This is a genomic window from Methanothrix harundinacea 6Ac (assembly GCF_000235565.1).
GTDB classification, from domain to species: domain Archaea; phylum Halobacteriota; class Methanosarcinia; order Methanotrichales; family Methanotrichaceae; genus Methanocrinis; species Methanocrinis harundinaceus.
The window spans coordinates 2,330,215-2,345,378 of the sequence record NC_017527.1 but is presented as its reverse complement, the minus strand read 5'-3'; the positions used below and the strand labels follow the sequence as shown (position 1 = coordinate 2,345,378).

At 62.1% G+C, this 15,164-nt stretch carries 15 protein-coding genes; 8 read left to right on the top strand and 7 right to left on the bottom strand.

Annotated elements, in window-relative coordinates; genetic code table 11:
- Window positions 1-125: 125 nt before the first annotated feature.
- On the top strand, window positions 126-3,341 hold the full coding sequence (locus MHAR_RS11105; protein WP_014587711.1) for an Eco57I restriction-modification methylase domain-containing protein: 3,216 nt from the start codon (window positions 126-128) through the stop codon (window positions 3,339-3,341).
- A gap of 32 nt (window positions 3,342-3,373) precedes the next feature.
- The gene (locus tag MHAR_RS11100) at window positions 3,374-3,754 is read left to right on the top strand and encodes a hypothetical protein (protein WP_228369561.1); all 381 of its coding nucleotides are present in this window, start codon (window positions 3,374-3,376) and stop codon (window positions 3,752-3,754) included.
- 398 nt (window positions 3,755-4,152) lie between these two features.
- Here the strand turns inward: MHAR_RS11100 and MHAR_RS11095 are convergent, their stop codons facing one another.
- The 4 genes from MHAR_RS11095 to MHAR_RS11080 all read right to left on the bottom strand — a co-directional run bounded on the left by MHAR_RS11095 (window position 4,153) and on the right by MHAR_RS11080 (window position 5,921).
- Window positions 4,153-4,485, bottom strand: coding sequence for a type II toxin-antitoxin system PemK/MazF family toxin (locus tag MHAR_RS11095; RefSeq protein ID WP_048144647.1), 333 nt, complete (start codon window positions 4,483-4,485; stop codon window positions 4,153-4,155).
- Window positions 4,470-4,664, bottom strand: coding sequence for a hypothetical protein (locus tag MHAR_RS11090; RefSeq protein WP_014587708.1), 195 nt, complete (start codon window positions 4,662-4,664; stop codon window positions 4,470-4,472). Before MHAR_RS11090 ends, MHAR_RS11095 begins: the two co-directional genes overlap by 16 nt.
- Before the next feature lie 533 nt (window positions 4,665-5,197).
- Window positions 5,198-5,431 carry a hypothetical protein gene (locus MHAR_RS11085; RefSeq protein ID WP_048144646.1) on the bottom strand — a complete coding sequence of 78 codons (234 nt, stop codon included), beginning with the start codon at window positions 5,429-5,431 and terminating at the stop codon, window positions 5,198-5,200.
- A gap of 223 nt (window positions 5,432-5,654) precedes the next feature.
- Complete coding sequence (locus MHAR_RS11080; RefSeq protein WP_014587706.1) at window positions 5,655-5,921, bottom strand: hypothetical protein; 267 nt, start codon at window positions 5,919-5,921, stop codon at window positions 5,655-5,657.
- Window positions 5,922-6,324: 403 nt separating this feature from the next.
- Between MHAR_RS11080 and MHAR_RS11075 the strand changes: the two genes are divergently transcribed.
- Together MHAR_RS11075 and MHAR_RS11070 are read left to right on the top strand one after the other, a co-directional pair.
- Window positions 6,325-6,756, top strand: a complete 432-nt coding sequence (locus MHAR_RS11075) for a universal stress protein (RefSeq protein WP_014587705.1) — start codon at window positions 6,325-6,327, stop codon at window positions 6,754-6,756.
- A gap of 452 nt (window positions 6,757-7,208) precedes the next feature.
- Complete coding sequence (locus MHAR_RS11070) at window positions 7,209-7,655, top strand: hypothetical protein (RefSeq protein ID WP_143763408.1); 447 nt, start codon at window positions 7,209-7,211, stop codon at window positions 7,653-7,655.
- Between the two features lie 49 nt (window positions 7,656-7,704).
- On the opposite strand, the gene MHAR_RS11065 is transcribed toward MHAR_RS11070, so the two are convergent.
- Entirely contained in the window at window positions 7,705-8,022 is a 318-nt protein-coding gene (locus tag MHAR_RS11065; RefSeq protein ID WP_014587703.1) for a hypothetical protein, read from the bottom strand.
- 86 nt (window positions 8,023-8,108) lie between these two features.
- On the opposite strand from MHAR_RS11065, the gene mch reads away from it, so the two are divergent.
- The gene (gene mch, locus MHAR_RS11060; RefSeq protein WP_143763553.1) at window positions 8,109-9,083 is read left to right on the top strand and encodes a methenyltetrahydromethanopterin cyclohydrolase; all 975 of its coding nucleotides are present in this window, start codon (window positions 8,109-8,111) and stop codon (window positions 9,081-9,083) included.
- Window positions 9,084-9,104: 21 nt separating this feature from the next.
- Here the strand turns inward: mch and MHAR_RS11055 are convergent, their stop codons facing one another.
- Window positions 9,105-10,913 carry a vWA domain-containing protein gene (locus tag MHAR_RS11055; RefSeq protein ID WP_014587701.1) on the bottom strand — a complete coding sequence of 603 codons (1,809 nt, stop codon included), beginning with the start codon at window positions 10,911-10,913 and terminating at the stop codon, window positions 9,105-9,107.
- A 247-nt stretch (window positions 10,914-11,160) separates the two neighbouring features.
- Window positions 11,161-12,282 carry a geranylgeranyl reductase family protein gene (locus MHAR_RS11050; RefSeq protein ID WP_014587700.1) on the bottom strand — a complete coding sequence of 374 codons (1,122 nt, stop codon included), beginning with the start codon at window positions 12,280-12,282 and terminating at the stop codon, window positions 11,161-11,163.
- A gap of 107 nt (window positions 12,283-12,389) precedes the next feature.
- Here MHAR_RS11050 and MHAR_RS11045 point away from each other — a divergent pair, with 107 nt between their 5' ends.
- From MHAR_RS11045 to MHAR_RS11035, 3 genes are all read left to right on the top strand, one after another.
- A complete protein-coding gene (locus MHAR_RS11045) occupies window positions 12,390-13,829 on the top strand; it encodes a methanogenesis marker 14 protein (protein WP_014587699.1) in 1,440 nt (479 codons plus the stop codon).
- Window positions 13,830-13,899: 70 nt separating this feature from the next.
- On the top strand, window positions 13,900-14,376 hold the full coding sequence (locus MHAR_RS12625; protein ID WP_014587698.1) for a hypothetical protein: 477 nt from the start codon (window positions 13,900-13,902) through the stop codon (window positions 14,374-14,376).
- Window positions 14,377-14,536: 160 nt separating this feature from the next.
- Window positions 14,537-15,163, top strand: a complete 627-nt coding sequence (locus MHAR_RS11035; protein ID WP_014587697.1) for a 50S ribosomal protein L15e — start codon at window positions 14,537-14,539, stop codon at window positions 15,161-15,163.
- Window position 15,164: the final 1 nt, after the last annotated feature.

The following is a 15,164-nucleotide window of genomic DNA, read 5'->3' as shown; positions in this document are numbered from 1 at the left end:
GTTTTAATTCATTAGATTTTTATTCTTATCATCATATCTATCTTGCGGCGCTGGGGCGGCCCAACCCGAAAGGCAAAGGGTAAGTACCATTTCACCATTGAAGATTCAAGGAGGCTTGAGAGAAGTTGGCGGCGCCGAGGGAGATCGTCGAGCTGGTGGAGCGGTTTGAGCGGAACCTGGACGAGTATCGGTCAGGTCGGTACAACGAGACGAAGCTCCGGCGCGACTTCATCGACCCCTTCTTCAAGGCCCTCGGCTGGGACGTGGCGAACACCGCCGGCAGCTCCGAGCTTTACCGGGATGTGGTCCACGAGGACTCGGTGAAGGTGAGGGGTTCGACGAAGGCCCCCGACTACGCCTTTCGAATCGGCGGAGCCCGGAAGTTCTTCGTCGAGGCGAAGAAGCCCTCCGTCAACCTGGAGAATGACGTCAGAGCGTCGTTCCAGCTCCGGAGCTACGCCTGGTCGGCGGGGCTTCCGATAAGCCTTCTCACCGACTTCGAGGAGTTTTCGATCTACGACTGCAGGATCGAGCCTGCAAACACCGACTCGCCGAGGGTCGGGCTCCTCTGCCACTTCACCTACGACAAGTACGTCGATCACTGGGACGAGATCGCCACCCTCTTCTCCCAGGAGGCGGTCCTGGGCGGGTCTCTTGAGAGGTACATCGAGTCGAAGAAGAAGGCGAGGGGAACGATCGCCGTCGACGAGGCCTTCCTCCGGGAGATCGACTCCTGGCGGGAGATCCTGGCCAAGAACGTCCACAGGAACAACCCCGACCTCACCATCAGAGAGCTGAACTCCTCGGTCCAGAACACCATCGACCGGATAGTCTTCCTCCGGATCTGCGAGGACCGGGGGATCGAGCGGTTCGGCCAGCTGAAGGGGCTCCTGAAGGGGGAGATGGCGGTATATGCGAGGCTCGTCGAGCTCTTCAAGGAGGCGGACGAGAGGTACAACTCCGGCCTCTTCCACTTCGGCGACGACCCCGGCCGGATCGGCGAGCCGGACCGGCTGGCCCTCGCCCTCAAGATCGACGATTCGGCCCTGGCTGAGATGATCGAGAACCTATATCCTCCAAGGAGCCCCTACCGGTTCTCGGTGATCCCCGCCGAGATCCTCGGCCACGTCTACGAGCAGTTCCTCGGAAAGGTGATCCGCCTCGGGGAGGATGGCGGGGTCGAGGTGGAGTACAAGCCCGAGGTCCGGAAGGCGGGGGGCGTCTACTACACCCCGACGTACATCGTCGACTACATCGTCGAAAACACCGTCGGAAAGCTCCTCGCGGGGCAGACCCCCACCACCGTTTCGGAGCTTCGCATCCTCGACCCCGCCTGCGGCTCCGGCTCGTTTCTCATCGGCGCATACCAGCGGCTCCTGGACTGGCACCTCGAATGGTACACCCGCCACCTTGTCCCGCACCTTTTGGCCGGGAAGGCCGAGAGCTCCAGGGAGGTCCTGGCCCTCCTCCCGCCCGGAGGGCCCGCCGGGGCCAACGCCAACGCCGGGGCCGGGGCCGGGGCTGGGGCCGTCGGGAACGCCGCCGGGGCGGCGAAGAGGCGGGGGCGGGGGCGGCCGAGGAAGAACAGCGCCGCCGCGAGCCCCAGCGCCAGTGCCAGCGCCACCAACGGCCAGCGGGCCGGGTCCTTCCCCATCTTCCAGGCCGCGGGCGGCGAGTGGAGGCTTGCGACCGCCGAGAGGAAGCGGATCCTCCTCAATAACATCTGCGGCGTCGACATCGACCTTGCGGCGGTGGAGGTGACGAAGCTCTCCCTCCAGCTGAAGGTCCTGGAGGGCGAAAACCAGGAGACCCTCTCCCAGCAGCTGACCCTCTTCAAGGAGCGGGCCCTCCCCGACCTCGGCGAGAACATCAAGTGCGGAAACTCCCTCATCGGCCCCGACTTCTACGACGGCCAGACCTCCCTCTTCGACGAGGAGGAGATGTACAGGGTGAACGCCTTCGACTGGGAGGCCGAGTTCCCCGAGATCATGGGCCGGGGCGGGTTCGACGCGGTGATCGGGAATCCTCCCTATGTACGACAAGAGGAACTGGGTGAGTTCAAAACATACTTCCAGAAGCGATACCAGGTTTATCATGGAGTTGCAGATCTTTACGCCTACTTTATAGAGAAAGGGGTCTCGTTACTGCGTCATGGGGGTGTCTTCTCCTATATCGTAGCCAGTAAATGGATGAGAGCAAATTATGGTCAACCTTTACGAGCGTGGCTGAAGGGAAAAAACATCGAGGAGATAGTGGATTTTGGCGACCTGCGAGTCTTCCAGAAGGCTACCACGTATCCTTGCATAATTCGTATATCCAATGAGTCGCAACATGATCTGTTTATCGTCGTTCAGATAAATACTCTAAGCTTCACAAATTTGAGTGATTATGTCGAAGAACATCTCTATTTAGTCAGACAATCTGATCTAGATGACTCGGGCTGGTCTCTTGTCGATGAAAGATCGCAAAGGCTAATCGAAAAACTCCGAAGGTCCAAAATTCCCCTGGCAGAGTACGTTTCGGGTAAAATATACCGTGGAATCCTAACGGGGTATAATGAAGCCTTTGTAATCGATGCTCAGACACGGGAGAATCTAATCTATGAGGACCCAAATAGTGTAGAGCTTATTAAACCGTTTCTTGTTGGCAAAGATATAAAAAGATATCAAACGCCAAGAAGTGATAGATATTTGATCTTCACACGGCGCGGGGTGGAGATTGAAAACTACCCCGCGATCAAGCGACATCTAACTCAATTTAAAGATCGACTAATGCCCAAACCATTGAATTGGAAAGGAGATAAATGGAATGGGAGAAAGCCGGGTAAATATAAATGGTATGAGATTCAAGATATCACCGCCTATTATGCGGAGTTTGAGAAAGGTAAAATTTTATGGCCGGGGATAAGTGCACAGGTTGGTGCATTTGCCTTTGATGACAATGGATATTATGGAAATGATAATAACCAATTGATAATTAGCGATGATAAATATTTGTTAGGCATACTCAATTCAAGTCTTATTCGGACGATATTGAAGAGCATATGTGATAAGGTGCAAGGGGGGTTTTATCGACTCAAGATTATATATGTTGAACGGCTTCCCATCCGCACCATCGACTTCTCCGACCCCGAGGATGTCGCCCGCCACGATAAGATGGTGAAGCTCGTCGAGAATATGCTCGACCTGAACAAGCGGCTTGCTGAGGCGAAGACCGGCCACGAGAAGACCCTCCTTTCGCGGCAGATCGAGGCGACGGATAGGCAGATCGACGCCCTCGTCTACGAGCTTTACGGCCTCTCGGAGGAGGAGATCGCCATCGTCGAGGGGGCGACAAAATAGTGCTAAAACCCCAGATAATCGGAAATGTAGGTTTGTACTACACCTGCTATCGTCTCTCCCTTATGGGCTGGAATGTGATGCCCACTTCCCGAAATGCGCGCGGCATCGATATAATCGCTTACGACGCCGATGCTACAAGTTTCGTAGGTGTGCAAGTTAAGACCCTGAGCAAAAAGGACCCTGTACCCATCGGATCCAAGCTGGATAATGTCATGGGCGACTTCTGGGTCATAGTTAACAACGTGGTCAAAGAGCCGAATGCGTTTGTTCTGTTGCCCTCAGAAGTCAAGGATATGGCTCATCGAGGAGAAAAAGACGGCAGGATTTCCTACTGGCTTCAGCGCATATCATATGACAGGGACGAATTCCGAGAGGCGTGGGATCGCATCGGAGACTGCCGAAGGCCGATATGATCTTTTCAGATCCGTAGCGCTGATCGTTCCATCGGCCGGGGGGCAGCTCCGGCGGGACGATATACCCGCCGCCAGGAATATATTTTAAACTATATTTTAACTACTCAATATATCCCAAACGGTCTCTCCCGCCACCCTTCGATGGTGGTCCGCGCCGATCATATCCTCGCTTTTTACAGGCGGCTTTCGGAATCGATAGACATGGCCACGAGAAGACCCTCCTCTCGCGGCAGATCGAGACGACGGATAGGCAGATCGACGCCCTCGTCTACGAGCTTTACGGCCTCTCGGAGGAGGAGATCGCCATCGTCGAGGAGGCCGCCCGGTGATTCGCGTCGCCCGACAGGAGCGGCCGGGCGGGTGGGGTTCGCCGCCCGGAGTATATCTTAAAATATATTCTAACTATTCAATATATTAATTATCCTCTCGACGACCTCTCCAACCCTCTCAGCTTTGAGGTGCCCTGCGCGGTACAAAATTATCCTGCTGTCGGCGGTGAAGAGCCGGTTGGGCCTGACGTTGCTATCCTTCTTGAGGGATCCCTCTTCGAAGTCGGCATCATTTATCCCAACGGCATACCTGTCCTTGAAGTGTCGGCTGGTTATCTGACATAGGATCCTGTCGTCCCCCTCGAGCTCCGCCACCAACAGGGCAGGACGCCTCTTGGCCTCGGCCAGGTTCGAGAATGGGAACGGAACCACTACCACATCCCCCTTCACAAATCGTCCCAGGCTTCGTCCTCCTCAGGGGCGAGCCACTCCTCGGCGAGGACCGGCTCGCTCAATATGGCCCCTTCGATCCCCCTTTCGGAGGATCTCTCCTTCAAGAAGCGGACGAAATCTAGAACCTCCTTGAGATAAGGCTCGGGAAAGACCTCGATCTCCCGGAGGATCAGCTCTTTCGTCTTCATGTCAGCGAAGTTATAAATCTCCTTAAGTAAAAGACTTTCTCCGATCTTTCGGCTTCCAGCCGCCCGGAGCTAGGTCTCTTCCGCTCCTGGCACGGATTGTAAGCAGAGCGGATTGCCATCATGGAGGAGGCCGCCCGGTGATTCGCGTCGCCCGACGGGAGCGGCCGGGCGGGTGGTTTCGCCGCCGGGAGTATATTTTAGATTATATTTTAATAGCTGGTGCCCTTGATGACATTCCATCTCTCTCCGCCGCCTCCCGTCTCCTCGCCCGCACCGCCGCCCGATGATTCGCCCGCCAGACAGGCGGCCCCGGACCGCCACCCCCGCCGCCGGTCGCCTGCGCTCCGGCGCGCCTCCTCCTTCTGGCCTCATGAATGCCTGCGCCGCCCGGCGCTTTCGCGCCTGGCGGGAGGGCTGCCGGGACGGATAAAGGTCGAGGGGGCAGCTGGAGATCTCGTCGTCCGGCAGTTACGGCCGCCGGGATGGTCTTCGCCGCCAGAAGCTCATAAAAAAATTAAATATATTTTTTCGGCCTATACGATGTTACAGATGAAGCCGGTTCTGTTGATCCCCCCGTCCGCTCCCGTGGCCAGGTGGATCCCCGCGTCAGTCCCCTGGGTGATGTTGATCCTCCTCTCGGTCCTGATGGGGAGGTTGACCACCTCGTCACCTCCGGGGCCGAGGGCTGGATCGATCTGCGTCGAAGAGTTGATCGTCCAGATCTTAAAGTAGTTCATGTTCAGCTCGGGGCCGGATGTGAACCCCATCGGCGAATTGATTCTCCAGAGATCGCTCTCGGCACTCCCTGGGGCGAGGATGGCGATCCCCAGGATTAATACAAATATCCCCGTCTGTTTCATAGGATCACGCCACCGCCAGAGCCTTTTAGCATCTAAAATCTTTCGGCGTCGCGGCCGGTGGAGCCCCGGCCCCGTCCCCGGCGCGATCCGCCCACCGTCTCCTCCTCTCCATCCTCCGCCATCCTCCCCCCTATCTCCCGAGCCCCTTCTCCACCTCGTCGCAGAAGCCCCTGATCTGGTCGTCGGTCAGCTTCCCCTCGGGGATCACGAAGACCTTATACCCCGCAGCCGCGAGCTTCCGGACGGCGAAGGGGTCGGCGTTCCGGGTGTCTAGGACGATCACCCGTTCCTTTTTAAATAATACGTCGGCGACGTACCCGATCCGAAGAGAGGTCGAGAGCCGAAACTTCAGCCCCCGAGCCTCCAGCTCCTGGACGACGCCATCCAGTTTTCGCAAGATCTGCCACCTCTTGGGTCGCTACTGGGCATGATGGCGTATTATCTTATCCCATCTCCCCCGTCCCGGAGATCCGGCCGCCTGGGGCCCCCGTCGCCTTTACAGCCCCTGGACCTCCGGCGACGCCATCCCCAGGCCCCGGACCCTTGCGTTTTCATCCCAGGTTTACCTCAAAACCCGGAAGGATCGCCAAATCCTCCAAGGCTCTCCGAGGTCGGAGCCATCGGGATGGTGGTGGGGGGAAGGCGCCACCGCTGCATCAACGCCGGTCTTCGTCCTGTCGAGATCGTCTCCTTAACGACGGGTCTGGAATGGGGCGAATCCGGAAGTAGCGTATTTATATCAATAATCCATAAATCAAAAGTGCAGATGGTAGTGGAGATATTTGAGAGGTGTGATATAAATGAACGATAGGATTCTGGTGGCAACGGACGGCTCCGCCGCGGCGATGGTCGCGGTTAAGAAGGGGGTAGACCTGGCGAAGGCGACGGGGGCGGAGGTCCTCGGGGTTTACGTAGTCGACGAGCTGGCTGTGGCCAATGCCGTGAGGCTCTTTGGCGCCGACAAGGAGGATCTGGAGAGGAAGCTCCAGGCAGGCGGGGAGGAGGCGGTGAGCGATCTCAGGAGGATCGCCGAGGAGGCCGGAGTCCCCGTCGAGACGGTTGTCACCTTCGGGGTGCCCGCCAACTCCATCATCGAGCTCGCCAAGGAGAAGGGGGTCGATATGATCGTCATGGGCGGCCACGGTCAGAGCGGCGTCACCAAGTTCATCATCGGGAGCGTAGTAAAGAACGTCCTCTACCGGGCGACGGTCCCCGTCCTCGTGGTGAGGTGATAGGCGGGATCGGGGAGGATGGGGTCTGGGCCGCCCTCGCGCCATCTGAAGCTCTATCGCCACCTCATCCTCCGGGGGTGCTACTGCATCCGGCCCGGAGCCGAGGCGGGATCGATTCCCCCCCGGATTTCCCCCGCCTCCACCAATCGGTGGCTCTATCCCTACAATCAAGCCCGCCGGCGCTCCAAGCCTATCCCCGGCGCTTTGTTATCCGGCTTTGGATGACGGAGATGAGGGGCCCCCCTCAGGCCCCCCCCATACCCCTGGAGGGGGTCAGATCCTCCATCCTCAGGCTCCTCACCCTGGGGCGTTCGGATGGCTCCACCTTCATTCTGGCTGGTCAGATCTGTCCATCTAATATGGCCTTAGTAACCTATATATAGTAAGTTCACTTTAACCGCCTTATTCAAAATAGGCGATCGTCGAAGACGATCCAGGAGATGTACGACAAAATGGCAAGACTGGGATTGGTGACCCTGGAGCTCCTCCTCGCCGACCTGAGGGAGCCGGTCCTCGCCGGAGACCTCCCGGTGAGGATGGACCTGAAGAAGGCCAGCTATGAGAAGGTCGGCGACGGCAGCGACTACGACTCCGATGCCCCGGCTGGCGGAGACCCCGAAGATGGGGGTTGCGGATGCGGAGGCGACGGCTGTGGCGATGGCAGCTGCGGCGGAGGCTGTGGCGGCGGCTGCGGAGCTGAGATGATGCCGTCGATGGAAGGGGGGGCCCCAGGAGGGCCCTGCTCGGGACCTATCGCCTCATCCCCGGAGGATCCCGCCCTCCCCGCCAGGGCTGACCCCGTCGGGGATGGGGACAGGACGAGGGACAGGTCACCCAGGCCGGAGAGGAAGAGGCTCCCCTGGTCCCTCGCCGGACCGGCGGTGCGGGCCGTGGGCTGAAGCCCTCCACTGGAGAGCCTCGCTCCGATCCGCCCTTCTTTCTGTTATATTATTCCTCTCTCTTCTCCTCCGGTCCGCCATCCGCCTCCTCGACGCCGTATTCGGCCGAGGCCCGGAGGTACTGTTCTCTTAGGCTGCACCGGAGGAGGCCTGATATGAAGACCCCCGCCACCACCGCCTCCTCCGACGACATATCCCTCACCGCCTCCCTGACCCTACCCATCGCCTCTCCCTCCTCCTCGAGGTCGGGGTCGAAGGTTATGATCCTCTTCGCCCTCTCGCCGATCTCCATCATATCTTCGGGGGATACGCCCAGGATCCCGCAGACGATCTCCAGGATCACCGACTCCTCATCCGCTTCGAACATGGCCGGGATTTGGCCGCCCCGATGAAAAGGTTTGGCATCGGCAAATTTAAATCGGCTCCAGCCTCTTCATCTTCCAGGTGAGAACTCTGCAGCCGCTGAACGAGCTTGGGTTAGAGGTCTTCGAGGAGATGCTGGACTACGCCGATGAGCTCCGGGTGGGGGTGGTGGAGCTGGATAACGGTACGGTCGTCGCCGACGCCGGGGTGGAGGCGAAGGGAGGGCTCGGGGCCGGGATCTACCTTGCCAGGCTCTGCATGGCCGACCTAGCCGACATCCAGCCGACCCCCATCGAGATCGACGGGATCACCATCCCAGGGGTCCAGGTGGCGACCGACCACCCCGCCATCTCCTGCATGGCCTCCCAGTGCGCCATGTGGCAGGTGAAGGCTGGCAATTACTTCGCCATGGGGTCCGGCCCAGCTCGGATCCTGGCGAGGAAGACGAAGGAGCTCTACGACGCCCTGGAGTTCGAGGAGTACTCCGACGTCGGCGTCCTCTTCCTGGAGTCGGACACCCTCCCCGACGAGGCGGCCGCCGACAAGATCGCCGAGGCCTGCGGGATCGACCCCGCCGACCTCCGCCTCGCCGTCGCCCCCACCGACTCGGTGGCGGGGCTGGTCCAGGTCTCGGCCCGGGTCGTCGAGACCGGCCTGCACAAGCTCTTCACCCTGGGCTTCGACGTCAGGACGATAAGGAACGGCTGGGGGAGGGCCCCGATCGCTCCGGTCGTCGGGAAGGCGACGAGGTGCATGGGCGCCTCCAACGACGCCATCATCTACGGCGGCGAGACCTACTACACCGTCGAGTACGAGCCCTTCGACGAGCTCCTCGGCTACGTGAAGGCGATCCCCTCTGACACCTCGAGAGACTACGGCGCCCCCTTCTACAAGACCTTCAAGGAGTGCGGCTTTGACTTCTTCAAGGTCGACCACCACGTCTTCGCTCCCGCCAAGGTCGTCGTCAACGACCTTCGTTCGAGGCGGACCCTGGTGGCGGGGAGGCTCAACCCCCAGGTCCTGAAGGAGTCCTTCGGCTTCGAGGTCGCCAACCGGGAGGGCTGAAGGGCTCGGGACGGGGCCCTGTCAACCCCTCGTCTCTGAAGATGCCCAGATCATCTCCGCCGGAGTCCGGAGGGCGTTGGTCTTCGCCGGGATCCAGACCGACCGATAGTCTCTGCTGTAGAGGAAGAACTCCTTCTCGGGCTCCTCGGCGGTGATCGCCTCGAGGATGATGGTGTGGGGGTCGGTGACCTTCCTTCCGGAGATGAGGTGGTCGCCGGGGGGGACGATCCCCGTGATATCGGCCGCCTCGGCGGTGCAGTACCCGTTCCAGGGAAAAGCGTGGTGCTCGCAGCCTGTCACGTAGTTGCCGTCTATATAGTACTCCTGGTCGGCGACCCCTCCGAACCGGTCCATCTCCTGGCCGGTGACCGAGAGGCGGGCCTCCCGCAGGGTGGAGTTGGGGACGACGAGGACCAGGTCGAAGTCGGCGCCGAAGGAGTAGCTTATCTGGTGGTAGACCCCCCGCTCCGGCGCGTAGAACTCGGCGGCGTTCTCGGCCGCAGACCTGTTGTATTCGGAGACGTTCGCCCCCGCCGCGGCTATGATCTCCATCACCTGGTGGAGGTCTTCCACCAGGGAGTCCTTGGTAGCGAGGGTGAAGGGGCGGAGGCTTCCGACGACGATCCTGCCGTCGTCGGAGAGGAAGGCCCAGTCCCTCCCGCAACCCGAGTTGCAGCCGGAGAACCTCCAGAGGATGGTGGTCTCGTCCTCCTCCTCCACCTCGTGGACGGCCCCCACGATCTCCTTTGCAGAGCTGAAGTTGAAGGGGATCTCGAGGGAGGTGGAGGCGCCGGACCGGATCTCGGCGACGTCCAGGAGCGCCCCCTCGATCTTCAGGATCTCGACGAACCCGCTCCGCCTCTGGTATTCGACTATCGAGCCGGCTTTGCCGAGCTCGAAGACCCCCGGGGCCTCCGAGGAGACGGCAAAGGAGGTCGACCACGCCTCCCCGGCCGAGAGGTCGCCGGCCTCCCAGACCAGGACCCTCCCCTCAGAGCCGGGGGCGTCGGAGGTGGAGTCGGCGGCGGGGGGGACGGTGAAGCCGGCCGCCGAGAGCTCCCCGGGGAGGGTGTACCTGACGGTCACCTCCCTCCCCGCGAGGTTCTTCACCTCCTCCCCGATCGCCACGTAGATCGCCTCGAGGGCGGAGGCGTTGCAGGCGTCAAAGTGCTTCCCTCCGGTCGCTCCGGCCATCTCCTCGAGGCTCCTCTTCGCGGGGTCGCCGAGGGCGAGGCCGATGGTGTAGATGACGACCCCCTCACCCTTCGCCCGATCCGCCTGGGAGCCGCTCCTCCCGGAGGGGGTGTAGTCCCCGTCGCCATCGGAGAGGAGGACCAGAAACCGGGCCCGCTCGTCGGACCCGGTCGAATTGGCGGCCAGCAGGTCTATCGCCTCCGCTAGCCCCCGGTCCAGGTTTGTTCTTCCGTCGCTGTCCACCCCCCCTATCGCCTCCAGGACCCGGGCAAACTCCCCCGTCGGGGGGAGGGAGAAGTCGACGTCGTCGTCGAAGCTGACGATTCCGACCCTGTCCCGGGCGGGGTCCATCCTCACGACGAAGCTCCTCGCGGCGTCGAGCCTCATCTTGGTGGGGTCGGTCTCCGTCATGCTGGCGGAGCTGTCGATGGCGAGGACGACGTCTATCGGCACGGTACTGTTTTGCCCCTCCCCCGCCACCGTCAGGGTCACCGTCCCGATGGAGGGCTCCCTCCCCGAGGTCGCCGGCCAGATCTGGCAGGGGGAGACCTGATGGGACACGGTCAGGTTCGCCTGGCCGGGGCCGCAGGCCTGGACGAGGATCAAGGCCAGGAGCAGGAGGTATTTTTGGGCCATGGGGATCTCTCCTATCTCAGGGGTGGAGACTTCGGTGCGTAAAAGGATATTCTTCCGGGGTCACCCTCAATCCCGGAGGTGGGAGGGCTGAGATTTACCCCGGCTCGCCTTTCGATCCGCGGGCAGATCTACCCCTAAGAAGAAAACTCTAATTTACCCCCCCCGGCCCATCCCGCCGGGAAGATGGTGCCTCAAGAAGATCTCCTCTTCAGCCCGGAGTCGAATCCCTCTCAACAGCCCATCGCCCTCACCATACCTTCCCCGCCAGGCAGTATCTGACCAGAAGCTTCAGAAGAGGCGCGTACTTCGGCTTTGCGATCCCCGGATGGCGAAGGCCTCGAAAGACGAGCCTGGGGCTGGCGGTGAGCTTGAGGCCGGGAAAGACCAGGCCGTCCATGGCGGTCCCGAGGCGGCAGAGCTCGTCGTTGGAGAGGGCCGCGAGGGCGTTCCTCGCCTTCAGATGGAGGTCGGAGGCGACGAAGTCCCTCCTCATTCGCGGCTCGTACTCGATCGTCCTCGTCTCGCCCCGGAGGAAGCGGTCGATCGCCTCGGCGGCGATCCGGGCGGACCGGGCCGCCGGGTAGAGGCCGCCGCCGGTGAAGGGGTTGGTGAGCCCCCCGGCGTCCCCGATGAGGACGGCCCTCCCCCGCTGGAGCCGTTCGGCGACGCCCAGGGGTATGGCGCCGCCGTTCTTCTCCACGATTTCGCCCTCGATTCTGTACTTCGATATGAAAGCCTCCAGGGTCGGGACCGTCCCGAAGCAGCCGACGTTGGCGGTGCCGCGCTCATTTTTGGGGAAGATCCAGCAGGAGTAGGGCTCGGAGGGGAGGTCGCGGTCGATGATGGCGTATATGGCGTCGTCTTCGGGCCAGGTCATCTCCACCTGGGCTGCGGGGAGGAGCCGGTTTCTGGCTCCAATCGACTTTGCGACTCTGGAGGCGGGGCCGTCGGCCCCCACGATCGCCTCTGCCCTGATCGTCTCGCCCCCCCGGAGGCGGAGGACGCCGGATTCGGGGTCGATCTCCTCGACCTTCCTCTCCAGGGCGACTTCAGCGCCTGCACCCTCTGCCAGCCTCAGGAGATGCTGGTCGAAGCGGGGCCGATCGAGCATCAACACCTCCCCTCTCACCCTGTAGCTCGCACGGTTCGGGAATACCACCTCCAGGTAGGGGACCTTGCCGGTGATGAAGTCGCCGACGGCGGTCTCAAACTCCGGGAGGCAGGCGGCAAAGAGCCCCTCGGCGCACTGCTTGGGGACCCCCACCACCTCTTTGCGGTCGATGAGGAGGACCTTGTGGCCCATCTCCGATAGAAAGCGGGCCGCGGTGCTTCCGGCGGGACCCGCGCCCACCACCGCTGCTGAATACACGTTGGTGGGTTCTTTTCCAAAAGGGATCAAACTTTCGGATCCACGGGGGGAACCATTCTGCGGCGGGGCCCGAAGAGTTTATGGTCTGAAAGTTCGTCCCGAGACCTATGAGCATCTCCCGTCTCCTCAGATCGAAGCCCAAGCCCAGGATCGCCGAGAGCCCCCCGGTGGACATCCTGGAGCTGAAGAAGGACCCCTACTACATCGTCGCCTCTGTGGAGGTGGGAAACAGCACCACCAAATGCATCCTCACCGCCACCAACATGAAGAACGGCCAGACCCGGATCGTCAACAAGACGGTGAAGATGACCCGGGACGTGCGAAAGCCGAGGCCCGGGGAGGAGGTCTTCGCCCACACCCTCTGCGGCACCCCCCTCACCCGGGAGTCGGTCTCGGAGCTCGTCCGGGACACCCTCCTCGAAAGCCACGCCACGGCGAGGCTCTCCATCAAGGACGACCTGAACTTCGTCGTCCGGTCGACGGGGGTCGTCGCCGGCTTCTCGTCGCCGGACGAGGTGGGAACCTTCATCCAGGCCCTCGCCGACGGCTGCCTCATCGCCGGGGTCCCCCCGAGGCTGATGACCCCGGCGATGTCGATCCAGAACATCCCCGATCGGTTCCGGCCCTACAGCCTGATGGAGAAGATCGTCTTCAACGGCCCCGTCGCCTCGGTCTTTCCGCCGAAGGGGTCGACCGGGGTCGAGATCGTCGCCAACGAGATGGAGGGGGAGCTGGCCACCGCCGGGATAAAGGAGGGGTCGAAGTGGACCGACGTCGACTTCCGAAACCCGTGCCTATCCCTCGACTTCGGGACGACCCTCGACGGGAGGATCACCTCGGCAGAGATGCCTTACTCGAACACCATCGGCAACTTCTGCGGCCTGGCGGGGGCGATCCCCGACGCCCTCATCCAGGGGACGGGGCTCGTCGACCCCCAGACGGGGACGACCCTCGACCTCTTCAGCGGAAAGAAGGTGAAGGTCGATAGGACCGCCCGGGACTACGCGAGGGTGATCGACGAGCATATCAGGATAGAGCGGGTTCCCGTCGGGAGGTCCAGGTACGGCTCCGTCCCCGTCGACCCCGCCGCCGCGGAGAAGATCGGGGTCGTCCTGATAGGCTGCGACGTCGGCGAGAACGGAAGCGAGCTCAACCGCCTCTCCCAGCTGGGGAGGAAGATCCACCAGGAGAAGGGGCTGAAGACCCTCTTTGCGGCGATCGACGTCGCCGCCGCCATCACCGCCCGGCGGCTGGTGAAGGTGGCCGTCGATGCCGGCCTCGTCACCAGGGATACGGCGATAGGGGTCACCGGCCGCGCCGGCATCAGCGGGAACAAGCCGGAGCTGATCCTGGAGGAGATCGGGACCCTCGGCCTCTACGACCAGCCCGAGAAGAACATCGTCTTCGTCGACGACGGCCTCGCCCGGGGGGCGGCGGTTATGGCGAGGTGCATGAACTCCATGGGGACCCCCAGGCACCCCATGGGGGGGCTCCGGGGTGGGGGCTGCATCCTCCGGCAGAGGATCGAGTACGAGGCGAGGACCTGACCCCCAGGGGAGGCGCCCCCGATCGGTCCGGGGGCTGGATCGGAGATCTTTGACGGCTGGTGAGAGGACGATGGAAGACGGAGCGGGGGGGGAGGTTCGCCTCCCCAGGAGGCCTTCCGGGGCGGAGGAGCGGGACTCTGCCGCCTTGGAGGAGGGGGCGGAGAAGAGGCTTTCCGGCCTCTACCCCAAGCCCCTGGAGGGGGAGCGGGTCCCCATCTCCTTCATCGCCTCGGAGAAGAAGAGGATCGGCTGGTCTCCGGAGGAGGGGAGGAGCGTCCGGATCGACGCCGGGACCGACCTCTCCACCCTCAAGCGGGTCCGGGAAATAAACGAGGTGAGGGTCTTCAACTGGCTCACCGGGAGGGAGGGGCTGATCGAGCTCTCCGACGGCGAGATGGACCGGCTCCTGGCCGTCCTCGATACCAAGAACGGCGAAAAGCTCGTCTACACCCGGGTGAAGGTGAAGGGGAGGCTCCTCGCCTCCTTCGCCCTGGAGGAGGATCGGGAGCCCCGCCGCTGGCTTTTATCGGAGCGGATCGACGATTGAAAGGACCCCCGGCCGGGGGCGGGCCCGGATGGTCCTTTAGGGGTCCCGGCCGATCCCGACCGCCGGGCCGAAGACGGCTTCCGCGGCGGGAGGGGGTTTTTCCGAGGACCCGGCCGGAAAAGGTTTATCTCCTATAAGCCGATAGGAAGTCCGGTCCGGAATGTGGTCCAGGTGGCCGAACCGGATCGAGGTGAAGCTATTGAAGTCTTTTTATGCATACATCCGCGACGCGTGGAAGACCCCCAGCGAGAGCTACGTTGGCGAGCTGCGGCAGGAGAGGCTGATTGGGTGGCGGCGGGAGGCCTCCGTCCAGAAGATCGACCGGCCCACCAGGCTCGATAGGGCCCGGGCCCTCGGCTACAAGGCGAAGCAGGGGATCACCGTCGTCAGGGTGAAGGTGAGGCGCGGCGGCCGGAGGAAGTCCAGGTACATCCGCGGAAGAAGGTCCAAGCACATGGGCGCAAACAAGATCACCGCAGGCAAGAGCCTCCAGAGGATCGCGGAGGAGCGGGCGGGCCGAAGGCACCCCAACATGGAGGTATTGAACTCCTACTGGGTGGGCGAAGACGGGATGCAGAAGTGGTACGAGGTGATCCTCGTCGACCCGAACCATCCGGCCATAGCCTCCGACCCGGACCTCGCCTGGATCTCCGGCGGAAGCCACCGGGGCAGGGCTAACCGGGGGAAGACCAGCGCCGGAAAGCGGGGCAGGGGCCTGCGGAAGAAGGGGATCGGGGCCGAGAAGGTCCGCCCCAGCATCAGGGCAAACGAAGGCAGAGGAAAGTGAT